The sequence below is a fragment of the Pseudomonas sp. JE3303 genome (genome assembly GCF_056312565.1).
On the sequence record NZ_JBWGIF010000012.1, the window covers coordinates 203251 to 213586 of the forward strand.

10 protein-coding genes and 1 pseudogene are annotated in these 10336 nt (G+C 62.2%); 4 read left to right on the plus strand and 7 right to left on the minus strand.

What is annotated here, in order from left to right; translation table 11 throughout:
- Nucleotides 1-13: 13 nt before the first annotated feature.
- Nucleotides 14-283: a helix-turn-helix domain-containing protein gene (locus AC0ZZU_RS18335; protein WP_476342594.1), complete on the plus strand. Its 270-nt coding sequence runs from the start codon at nt 14-16 to the stop codon at nt 281-283.
- Here AC0ZZU_RS18335 and AC0ZZU_RS18340 read toward each other — a convergent pair.
- From AC0ZZU_RS18340 to AC0ZZU_RS18355, 4 genes and pseudogenes are all read right to left on the minus strand, one after another.
- Nucleotides 276-2417, minus strand: a complete 2142-nt coding sequence (locus AC0ZZU_RS18340; RefSeq protein ID WP_476342596.1) for a putative bifunctional diguanylate cyclase/phosphodiesterase — start codon at nt 2415-2417, stop codon at nt 276-278. The two genes, AC0ZZU_RS18335 and AC0ZZU_RS18340, sit on opposite strands and share 8 nt — an antisense overlap.
- Before the next feature lie 115 nt (nt 2418-2532).
- Nucleotides 2533-3021, minus strand: a complete 489-nt coding sequence (locus AC0ZZU_RS18345; RefSeq protein WP_476342598.1) for a methyl-accepting chemotaxis protein — start codon at nt 3019-3021, stop codon at nt 2533-2535.
- A gap of 54 nt (nt 3022-3075) precedes the next feature.
- Nucleotides 3076-3849 (minus strand): annotated as a pseudogene (locus AC0ZZU_RS18350) (PAS domain-containing protein); the annotation flags it as partial.
- Nucleotides 3850-4001: 152 nt separating this feature from the next.
- Complete coding sequence (locus AC0ZZU_RS18355; RefSeq protein ID WP_476342571.1) at nt 4002-5393, minus strand: aldehyde dehydrogenase family protein; 1392 nt, start codon at nt 5391-5393, stop codon at nt 4002-4004.
- Nucleotides 5394-5498: 105 nt separating this feature from the next.
- Here AC0ZZU_RS18355 and ptrR point away from each other — a divergent pair, with 105 nt between their 5' ends.
- From ptrR to AC0ZZU_RS18370, 3 genes are all read left to right on the plus strand, one after another.
- Nucleotides 5499-6371 (plus strand): putrescine utilization regulator PtrR, encoded by an 873-nt coding sequence (ptrR, locus tag AC0ZZU_RS18360; protein ID WP_476342573.1) that lies wholly within the window; start codon nt 5499-5501, stop codon nt 6369-6371.
- Nucleotides 6372-6381: 10 nt separating this feature from the next.
- Nucleotides 6382-7128: a phytanoyl-CoA dioxygenase family protein gene (locus AC0ZZU_RS18365; protein WP_476342575.1), complete on the plus strand. Its 747-nt coding sequence runs from the start codon at nt 6382-6384 to the stop codon at nt 7126-7128.
- Between the two features lie 158 nt (nt 7129-7286).
- Nucleotides 7287-7805: an acyloxyacyl hydrolase gene (locus AC0ZZU_RS18370; RefSeq protein WP_476342577.1), complete on the plus strand. Its 519-nt coding sequence runs from the start codon at nt 7287-7289 to the stop codon at nt 7803-7805.
- A gap of 38 nt (nt 7806-7843) precedes the next feature.
- On the opposite strand, the gene AC0ZZU_RS18375 is transcribed toward AC0ZZU_RS18370, so the two are convergent.
- The 3 genes from AC0ZZU_RS18375 to AC0ZZU_RS18385 all read right to left on the minus strand — a co-directional run bounded on the left by AC0ZZU_RS18375 (nt 7844) and on the right by AC0ZZU_RS18385 (nt 10240).
- On the minus strand, nt 7844-8734 hold the full coding sequence (locus tag AC0ZZU_RS18375) for a universal stress protein (protein ID WP_476342579.1): 891 nt from the start codon (nt 8732-8734) through the stop codon (nt 7844-7846).
- A gap of 75 nt (nt 8735-8809) precedes the next feature.
- A complete protein-coding gene (locus AC0ZZU_RS18380; RefSeq protein ID WP_476342580.1) occupies nt 8810-9400 on the minus strand; it encodes a nucleotidyltransferase family protein in 591 nt (196 codons plus the stop codon).
- A gap of 36 nt (nt 9401-9436) precedes the next feature.
- Entirely contained in the window at nt 9437-10240 is an 804-nt protein-coding gene (locus AC0ZZU_RS18385; RefSeq protein WP_476342582.1) for a helix-turn-helix transcriptional regulator, read from the minus strand.
- Nucleotides 10241-10336 lie beyond the last annotated feature (96 nt).

Consider the following 10336-nt stretch of genomic DNA (forward strand, 5'->3'; position numbering starts at 1 on the left):
TCTGCGAGATGACATGCAAGCCTTGTTCGAGCTTGGGTCTATCAGCAAGGTCACCATGCGTGAGTTTGAGTCAGTGTGCCCGCCACCGGTTCGCGATTTCAGTGCCGAGGATATCAAGCGACTGCGGGAACTGTTGAATTTCAGCCAACCGGTTTTTGCCCTGTACCTGCACACTTCCACTTCCACCGTGCGCAAGTGGGAGCAGGGCGAAACACAGCCCGCCGGACCTGCGTTGAAGTTGCTCAATGTTATCGCTGACAAAGGGCTGCAGGCCATCACGTGAGGACTGCCTCGACACCTCCGGTCAAGTAGCTGTCCCGGTTAGCCCGCGTTTGCTCGAGGCTTTCCCGACGATGTTTCGCTGCCACCGGCCGGCCGAACAGGTAGCCCTGAGAGTGGGTACAGCCTTCCGCTTTCAGCTGCTCGAATTGTTCACGGGTCTCCACACCCTCGGCCGTGGTCTTGATGAACAGGCTGTTGCTCATTTCGGTGATCGCGCGGATGATCGACAGCGCTTCACGGCTATTGGCCATGTCTGCCACGAATGACTTGTCGATCTTGATGCGGTCGAAGGGAAATGAGCGCAGATAACCCAGCGAGGAGTAGCCAGTGCCGAAGTCGTCCAGCGATATCGCGACGCCAAGCGCCTTGAGGCCTCGCAAGGTGCAGAGGTTCGCCTCGGTATTGTCCAGCAGCACTGACTCGGTGATCTCGAGCTCCAGGCGGCTGGGCGCAAGGCCCGAGTCCGCCAGCGCAAGCGAGACGATCTCCACCAGGGCGCCGCTTTTGAACTGGATTGGCGAAAGGTTCACCGCGACCGATTGAAGCCCACTCCAGCCTGCTGCCTCTTGGCAGGCGAGGTTGAGCGCCCGTATGCCGACCTCGTGGATCAAGCCCGTTTCCTCGGCGATGGAAATGAAATCCGCGGGCATGATCATGCCCTTGGTCGGATGCGGCCAGCGCATCAAGGCCTCATAGCCCGAGATCTCGTTGGAATGATTTTCCAGTACGGGCTGGTAGTGCAGCTCAAGCTGACCCAGGTGCAAGGCCGTACGCAGATCCGCTTCCATCATGCGACGCTTGCGGGCGGCTTCATCGAGCTGCGGCTTGAAACATTCATATCGGTTGCGGCCATTGCGTTTCGCTTCATAAAGCGCCATGTCCGCATAACGCAGCAGTTCTTCGGCTGCGACATGGTCCCGGGGCGCCATCGAGATCCCCACGCTGATACCGACCGAGAAGCTATGCCCGTCGACCAGGAACGGCGGGGCCATCGCATTGATTATCCGCTGCGCGGTGCGGTGCGCGGCGCTGGCATCCTCCAGTTGGGGAATGACAATGGCGAATTCGTCCCCACCCAGGCGCGCCAGGGTGTCCCGGTCGCGAAGCTCTTCGCGCAGCCGGGTGCCGAGGGCGCAGAGCAGCTTGTCTCCAAAGGCGTGGCCCAGGGCATCGTTGATGCTCTTGAAGTTATCGAGATCCAGGCAGAGGGTTGCAGTGAACCTCCCGGTTGTCCGGTCACGCGCGAGCGCTTCGTCAAGGCGCTTGCGGAACAGGTTTCTGTTGGGCAAGCCTGTCAATGCGTCATGGTGGGCCATATGGCGGATCTGGGCATGAGCTTCAAGCTCCTCGGTCACGTCTTCAGTGATGAGCAGCACATAGTCGGACGCGTCATGGGTGTTGTTGCCGACCAGTGACCGGCTCCTCAATGTCCGCCGGCCATGCGCGGTAGTCACCGCTGTCTCGGACAGTTGTACCCCGGGAGTACCAATCGCCCTGGCCGCTTCCTGCTCCACATAGGCCGCGACACTTCGGGCCAGGCATTGGTTGGCGGTGCTGCCCACCATCTGTACAGCATTGCCGAAAAGGTCGTGGGCTCGCTGGTTGGCCAGGAGTATCTTCTGCGTATGCCTGTCCTGCACGATGACGCTGGCAGGCATGTTGGACACCACGGAGTCCAGAAAACGAGAAACGGACGCCATCTCCTCGCTATGTTTTTCGGCCAGCTCCTTGGCCTTGAGCAGCTCCTGTTCGTGGCGGCGACGCTCGGTGATGTCCCGCGTGATCTTGGCAAACCCTACCAGCGCGCCTGCTTCATCATGTACCGCATCGATGATCACGTGCGCCCAGAAGGCTGTGCCGTCCTTGCGCATGCGCCATCCTTCATCCTCGAAACGGCCGGTCTTCCCGGCTACGCCGAGATTGATCATGGGTATGCCGTCTGCCCGATCCTGGTCGCCGTAGAAGACTCCGAAGTGTTGGCCTACGATCTCGGTCGCCTTGTATCCCTTCGCGCGCTCGGCTCCCGGATTCCAGTTGGCCACGATGCCTTGCGGCGTGAGAAGGTAGATGGCGTAGTCAATGACGCTCTGGATGAGCAAGCGGGCCATCAGGTCGGGGTTGTCGATGTTCGTCATGGGCGAATCTCGGAATTGAAGACGCGCTTGCCCTTCCGGGCATGGCAGCTTCATGGTCTGTCGATGGAATGTAAAATCCGAAGCCGAGGCCGTAAGCACTCGGCCTTGATTCATCTCATCGATTGAGCGTCGCGAACCGCTCGACCGCCTTGACCACTCTCTGGGCACTGTCCTGGATCTGCATGATCACCGAGCCTGCCTGGTTGGTCAGGTGAAGCCCTTCTTCGGCCTGGCGGCGTCCGGTTCCGATCACTTCCACCGCATCTGCGGCCAGACGCTTGTTCTGCAGGACCACGTCGGCGATTTCAGTGGTCGCGCGGGTAGTGCGGGAGGCCAGCTGGCGCACTTCATCGGCCACGACGGCGAAACCACGGCCTTGATCACCGGCACGGGCGGCCTCGATCGCGGCGTTCAAGGCCAGCAGGTTCGTTTGCTCCGCAATTGCGCTGATGGTCTTGATGATGGTGCCGATGACCTGGCTCTGTTCATCGAGCGCTTCGATACCCTCGGCGGTATCTTGCATCTGGCGTGCGAGATCACGCATCACCGCAACAGTCTGCTGCAGCACTTCCGCACCTTGGCGTGCGGTGCTTTCAGTCTGCATCGAAGTCGAGTAGGCAATCGTCGAGGCTTCGGCGACGGCGATCTCCTGGTTGACCTGATCGGTGATGACAGTGGCGAACTTGACGACCTTTACCAGCCGGTCGCGGGCATCGAACACCGGGTTATAGGACGCCTCCAGCCAGACTGTATGACCCCGGGCATCCACGCGCTTGAAGCGGCTGGCAATGAACTCGCCTCGGCGCAACCGCTCCCAGAACTCGCGGTATTCCTGCGAAGCCGACTCCTCCGAGGTACAGAACTGGCGATGGTGCTTGCCCTTGATCTGTTCGAGGCGAAAGCCCATTGCTTCGAGAAAGCGGTCGTTGGCGGTGAGTACGTGCCCTTGGAGATCGAACTCGATCACTGCCGTGGAGCGCAACAAGGCCTTGATGAGGGCTTCGTGCTCGCGCGAGGCCTCGATGGTGCGGGTAAGGTCGCTCGCGTAGATCACGAATGATGCCGCGGCGTCACCCGCCGTGCGGATTGGATGCAGCAGCACTCGTAACCATGCCTCCTTGCCGTCCTTTCGCAGGATGCGTAGCGCACCGCTGAAATTGTCCCCCGTTTGCAGCGCTGTCCAGACGCGGCGATGAAACTCGTCGTGGCGCACGTCGTCCGGTATCAGGTCGGCGAGCAGCCGCCCTCGGACATCGCTGGCACGGTGCTGCATTTCCCGCTCGAAATTGGCGTTGACGTACTCGATACGGCCACCTGCGTCGAGGCGCATGACCAGCATCTGCTCGTTCAAACTTTCGCAAACGCGCTCTCTCGAGGCGAGCTCATTGCGAAGGGCAGCCAGCTCGGTCTTTTCTTGTTTATTGAAGAACATAGTGCGCACCTGGACGGAGGCAGAGAAGGGATGACTGTATATCGGCAGAAAACTTGTACACCGTAGCAAGTTTTGTAGAATGCCGACCAGTGGCACTATGCCACTGGCGTCATCGATCTCACAACCCGCGAAGGTCCTCTATCGCTTCGGACTCAGTTGCGGTCCAGCCACACGGTCTGCGCGTTACAGAACTCGCGTACGCCAAAGTGCGACAGCTCGCGCCCGAAGCCACTCTTCTTCACCCCGCCGAAGGTCACGCGAGGATCGGAGGCGCAGTAGCCGTTGATGAACACCGCGCCGGTGTCCAGCTCATCGGTCATGCGCTCGGCCAGTGCGGCGTCCGCAGTGTAGATAGTCGAAGCCAGGCCGAAATCACTGTCGTTGGCCAGTTCCACGGCGTGATCGGCATCACGGGCACTGATGATCGCCGCAACCGGGCCGAACAGCTCTTGCCTGAACGCGGTCATCTCGGACGTCACACCGCCCAGCACGGTAGGCTCGAAGACGTTCGCCACGCCATCTGCCTTGTGGCCGCCCAGCAGCAGGGTCGCGCCTTCGGCGAGGGTCGCCTGGACCTGCCCGTCGAGCTCGTCACGCAGGTCGAAGCGGGCCATCGGGCCGATGTAGGTGTCGTCATGCAGCGGGTTGCCGGTCTTGAGCTGGCGCGTGGCCTCGACAAATCTGCTTGTGAACTCGTCGAGCACACTGTGCTCGACGATCAGACGCTTCGCGGCGGCGCAGACCTGACCGGTATTACCGTAGCGGCCGGCGACGGCAGCCTTGACCGCAGCATCCAGGTCGGCGTCGGCGAGCACGATGAACGGGTCCGATCCCCCCAGCTCCAGTACGCATTTCTTCAGCGCGGCACCTGCCTGGGCACCGATGGCCATGCCTGCACGGACACTGCCAGTAAGGGTCACGGCAGTGATGCGCGGGTCATTGATGGCGCGGGTCACGCCCTCGGGCGCCACGTTGATCACTTCGAACACGCCTTCTGGCAGGCCGGCCTGGCGGATAGTCTCAAGCAGCAGGTAGGCGCTGCCCATGACATTGGGGGCGTGCTTGAGTACGTAGGTGTTGCCTGCGATCAGCGCTGGCACGGCCCCGCGCAGTACCTGCCAGATGGGGAAGTTCCAGGGCATGATGGCCAGGATCGAGCCCATCGGGCGGTATTCGATGCGGGCCTTGTTGTTTTCCACCAGCGTCGGCTCTGCGGCGAGCATGGCGGGGCCGTGCTCGGCGTACCATTGGCACAGGTTGACGCACTTGGCGATCTCGCCGCGGGCCTGAACGATCGGCTTGCCCATTTCGCGGGTGATCATCTCGGCCAGTGCCTCGGCGTTGGCGGACAGGGCCTTGGCCAGTGCCAGGAGGTACTCGCTGCGCTGAGTCACCGGCTGACGGCGCCATTGCGCGAAGCCGGCCTTGGCGCGGGCAAGCGCTGCGTCGAGGGCGGCATCGTTGTCAAAGGCATAGTGGCCGATCTGCTCGCCGGTGTGCGGGTCGACGGAGATGGCATGGGTCAGGCTGCTGATCGCGGACATGGAGAGTCTCCTGTTGTTGTCGGGAAGTGAAGCCAGCATAGAGGCCTGGGCCTTTATAAAAAACTGAATAATAATGAGCGAAACGTTCACGATTGGAGAATGACTGTGGACCTGGTTCAACTCGAGATCTTCAAGGCCGTGGCGGAGCAAGGCAGCATCAGTGCCGCCGCTCAGCATATCCACCGCGTTCCCTCGAACCTCACCACGCGCATCAAGCAGCTGGAGCAGGACCTGGGAGTGGAATTGTTCATCCGGGAGAAGCATCGCCTGCGACTGTCTCCCGCCGGCTGGAATTTTCTCGAGTACACCCGGCGCATCCTCGACCTTGTGCACGAGGCCCGGCTCACCGTGGCTGGCGAAGACCCGCAGGGCACTTTCGCCCTCGGTTCGCTTGAAAGCACGGCAGCGGTGCGCATCCCGGCATTGCTGGCCGCGTATAACCAGCGTTATCCCAAGGTCGATCTCGACCTGTCGACCGGCCCCTCGGGCACCATGCTCGAAGGCGTGCTGGCCGGTAGGCTTGTCGCGGCGTTCGTCGATGGTCCGGTACTGCACCCCACGCTCGAGGGCATGCCGGTGTTCGAGGAAGAAATGGTCATCATCGCGCCGCTCAACCATGCTCCGGTCGCCCGTGCCAAGGATGTCAACGGCGAGAGCATCTATGCGTTTCGCGCCAACTGCTCGTACCGGCATCACTTCGAGAGCTGGTTCGTCCAGGACAAGGCAGTGCCTGGCAAGATCTTCGAGATGGAGTCGTACCATGGCATGCTGGCCTGCGTCAGCGCGGGCGCGGGCCTTGCGCTGATGCCCCGCAGCATGCTCGACAGCATGCCCGGCTGCTCCACCGTGAGCGTTTGGCCTCTGGCCGAAGACTCGCGCTATCTCAAGACCTGGCTCGTCTGGCGGCGGGGCACCGTTTCGCGCAGCCTGAGCGTATTCATCAAGCTGCTGGAAGAACGAGTGCTCGTCGATCGATAGAGGTGACTCCATGGACCTTGAAGAGCAGCTCCGTGCCCTGCGCGACGATGGCTTCGTGCATGTTCGCGCAGTGCTCGATGCCGCGCAGGTTGCACTGTTGCGCGGCGCCATCGATCAGTTGCAGCCTATTCACTGGGACTACCAAGGCCTGCTCGAACACTACAAGTGCGTTTTCAACCGCGACCCGCTGTGGCTGCCTTTTCTGGACCTGCCTGGGCTGATCGAACTGGCCGAAGCCGTCCTGGGTGATGACTGCCACATCATCGGCCAGACTGCCTGGCGCAGCCATCCTGGCTACCCGGGCATGGTCTTGCACCTGGATCATCTGCCTTTGGAGCTGCCGGAATGGGTCTGGGCGAGGACGGATTTTCACCTGCCTGTGCAGATACTCACCGTGCAGATGTACCTTACCGACGTCGATGAATTCACCGGGCCAACCTCTGTCATTCCGGGCAGCCACCGTGCCGGACGCGCGCCATTGCAAGGTGAACTCACCTGGCAAGGACAGGGCGCGATGCCCGTATTGTGCAAGGCTGGGGACGTGCTGGTATTTCGCAGCGAACTCTGGCATGCCGGCGGTGCCAACACCCGCCCTGGTCATGTGCGCGACATGTTGCAGGTGCACTATGCCCGGCGCATGGTCGCGCAAAAATTCTCGCCCTACCTGGACTGGCGATTCAATCCGCAGGTGCTCGCGGCGGCGAGTGGACGGCAGCGGCGGCTGCTGGGCGGACATGCCGAAGCCGAGTACGACTGATCCTCGACAATGGTGGCAAAGTACTTTCAATTTCCTGATCCACTGAAAGATACTTACGTGGGTATTACCACTTGTTACCTGGCTGGATGCCTGTGTGGACAAGATGAAAACGAGAGGCTCAAGCCTCCACCGCACCAGACATTAGGAGATTGTCACTGATGAAAACCCCTCTCGCCGCTTCGCTGGCCGCCTTGCTAGCCCTTGCCGGGGCCAACTTCGCCCAGGCTGCGGAAGTTTCCGCCGCCTTGGGCGCCACGAGCCAGGGCGACCTGACCTACCGTATTGGTCTGTCGTCCAACTGGAGCAACAAATGGTTCGAAAGCAGCACCGGGCACCTCGGCGGCTATTGGGACGCGGCCTACACCTACTGGGAAGGCGGTGACGCCAGCGGCGCCCACTCGCTGTCGTTCAGCCCGGTGTTCGTCTACGAGTTCAGTGGCTTCACCTACACCCCCTACATCGAGGCGGGCATTGGTCTGGCGGCATTCTCCAAGACCGAGGTGGGGGATCAGCGCCTGGGCTCGTCCTTCAACTTCGAAGACCGTATCGGAGTGGGCTTGAAGCTGCCAGGCGAGCAGAAGGTCGGCCTTCGGGCGATGCATTATTCGAACGCTGGCATCAAGCAGCCCAACGACGGGATCGAGTCGTACTCGCTGTTCTACAGCAAGGCGTTCTGACCGCCCGGCACCTGCGCGGGGAGGCCGCTCCCTGCGCCTCAGCGACTCCCTTTGATGGCCAGCACGTTGCATAGCGGATGCTCGAGCACGTGTGCGGTGGTGCCACCCAGAAACGCTTGCAGCGCATCGTGGCGGTGGTTGCCCATGACGATCACATCGGTGCGCCCATGACTGACGAATCGGGCGATGGCCCGTGTTGCCGCGCCTTCGAGAAAGTGGCGGCGCTCCAGCGGGATCTGATGATGATCGCCCAGGCGGTTGAATGCCTTGTGCTGGGCATCGCGCACGCTGGTGTTGAATCCCGGCATGGTCACGGTGCCGGCGCCGAAGTCGGCGATATGCGTGCGGGCCGCGTCGCAGACGTGCACCAGGTGAAACTCCGCGTTGCATTGCAGGGCCAGGGCATGGGCGGTGGCGATCACGTGCTCGTCCAGGCTTTCACCGGTACCATGGGCCACCAGGTCGACCGCAGCCGCCACCTGGCGGGGCATCGGACAGCGGATCTCGCTGACCAGGTGGACGGCCACCGGACTCTCCTTGAGCAACTGCCAGTCCAGCGGAGTGACCAGCAGGCGCTTGAGTATCGGCTCATGTTGCACGTCCTTGATCAGCAGGTCGCAGCCCAGGCGCTCGACCTGCTGCAGCACCGCAGCCAGCGGGTCGCGGGTCAGCAGCAATTCGGTGGACACATCCAGGCCGGCGTTGCTCAGGTATTCGGCCTCATCGGCCAGCCACAGGCGGATGTCGGCCAGCAACCGTTCGCGCTCGCGCGGCTCGCTCATCAGGCCAAAAGTATCGACATCGTCGACGCACACATTGATATCCAGCAGGGCGCCGCTGGAGTCGGCCAACGCCGCCGCCCGTTGCAGGGCGGGTGTATGGCGCATCTGCGGGCCGAGCATGACGAACAATCGCTTGAACTGGCTCATCTCACACCTCCAGGTGCGGCAGCCCCCTGCATGCCTTTCAGTGGTCACTGGCGGCACAGTGTGCCAAGTCATGTCTCAGTCTAGTCCTTGTTGGCCGCAAGGCAGGTCTGCTGGCCGATCGATGTCAAGCAGGATGCCCGGATCGTCGACCGCAACCCTGCGCACGGCATGGGCGTGACGTTGCAGCACCTCTCGAGCGCCGCTGTCACCGGCCAGTTGGCGCAGCTCTGGCCAGAAACTGCGGCCGAAGATTACCGGATGCCCAGGGCGGCCGTGATGCACGGGTACGCAGATGTGCTCTGGGTCGCTGGAGGTCAGCAGGGCGTCCAGCGTAGCGGTCGTTATGAACGGCATGTCGGCGAGAAAGATCGCCAGGGCATCGGCCTGGGATGCCTGTGCCACCTCGCTGACCCCGGCGGCGATGCTGTGGGCCAGGCCCAGGCGAGTGCTGGCCGATTGCACGACCTGCACGGCAGCCGGCAGAGACAGCAGCCGTGTGTCGTCAGGACGCAGTACCAACCAGACCTCATCCAGTCTGGCGCAGGGCAGCATCAGGCTGGCCTCGAGCAGCGTCTGCCCGCTGTCCAGGCACTGCTGGCGTTTATCGCTGCCGAAACGGCGGCTGTAACCTGCGGCCAGCATCAAAGCCGCCACTTTCGGGGCCATGGACGGACTCCTTGCCACTGTGGATGTGCGGCAAGGTTACCTCATGAGGCATGGCGTGCAGTCCATCATCGCCATCCATTTGGCCAGTCCATGCCGGCCGCTGACCCCCAGCTTCGCCGTGGCGCGCTTGAGATAGGTTTCCACCGAGCTCACCTTGACGTTGAGCCGCTGCGCCATCTCTGGCACGGTACCTCCAGTGAGCAGGCCCACGCAGACTTCCTGCTCGCGCAGCGACAGACGCACATCCTCACGGGCCAGCCGACTCAGGAACGCCTGCCGGGTTGATCCGGGCGCGAGATCGTCAAGCATGGGCGCGGCCCCGCTGTCACTGCCAGCGTCCAGCAGCGCGTGCTGCTCGACCAGGGGCAGCAAGGTGTCGGACAGGCGCTTCAGAAACGCCAGCTCCGACAGTGAGAACGCGCGCTCGCCGGGCCTGCGGTGACACGTGATCACCCAGCGCCGGTTGCCGCTGCAAGAGACCAGATTGCATTGGCTGGCGCCTTGTCCTGCAAGGCAGTTGCCGGGCGGAACCTTGAGCTGGATCAGCAAGGGATCGCGCATCTGCATGATGTTTTCCAACAGCGGATGACGCAGGTTGTCGGGGGAGGGGAAGGGTTCGCTCGGGCCCGCGCTGCCGAGCTGCTTGATGCGGGTGATGCTGGCGTGGCGTGGATCTAGGGTCCATTCGCTGAGGTCGAGCCGGTCGATCGGCACCAGCGCCGCCATCACATCCAGCATGTGTCTGGCAAAATCGTGATCGCCGGTACTGGCGACCAATTGCCCCAGTTGCGCGTAGAAGTGCGGTCCATGCAGGTGCTCGATACAGTCTGTTCGCTTCATGGCCTGGTCATCCTTGATTCGGGGCGAGCGGTGGCTGGTCTCGTCGTCGAGTCCTTTGTGCAAACGTTTGCGAGTATTTAAGCCTGAGCTGGCTCC

Bases quoted from the DNA above. Each gene is read 5' to 3' on its own strand.
- AC0ZZU_RS18335 (WP_476342594.1), top strand. From the start codon at position 14: ATGCAAGCCTTGTTCGAGCTTGGGTCTATCAGCAAGGTCACCATGCGT.
- AC0ZZU_RS18340 (WP_476342596.1), bottom strand. From the start codon at position 2,417: ATGACGAACATCGACAACCCCGACCTGATGGCCCGCTTGCTCATCCAG.
- AC0ZZU_RS18365 (WP_476342575.1), top strand. From the start codon at position 6,382: ATGGACCTTGAAGAGCAGCTCCGTGCCCTGCGCGACGATGGCTTCGTG.
- AC0ZZU_RS18370 (WP_476342577.1), top strand. From the start codon at position 7,287: ATGAAAACCCCTCTCGCCGCTTCGCTGGCCGCCTTGCTAGCCCTTGCC.
- AC0ZZU_RS18375 (WP_476342579.1), bottom strand. From the start codon at position 8,734: ATGAGCCAGTTCAAGCGATTGTTCGTCATGCTCGGCCCGCAGATGCGC.
- AC0ZZU_RS18385 (WP_476342582.1), bottom strand. From the start codon at position 10,240: ATGAAGCGAACAGACTGTATCGAGCACCTGCATGGACCGCACTTCTAC.
- AC0ZZU_RS18345 (WP_476342598.1), bottom strand. From the start codon at position 3,021: ATGCAGACTGAAAGCACCGCACGCCAAGGTGCGGAAGTGCTGCAGCAG.
- AC0ZZU_RS18380 (WP_476342580.1), bottom strand. From the start codon at position 9,400: ATGGCCCCGAAAGTGGCGGCTTTGATGCTGGCCGCAGGTTACAGCCGC.
- AC0ZZU_RS18355 (WP_476342571.1), bottom strand. From the start codon at position 5,393: ATGTCCGCGATCAGCAGCCTGACCCATGCCATCTCCGTCGACCCGCAC.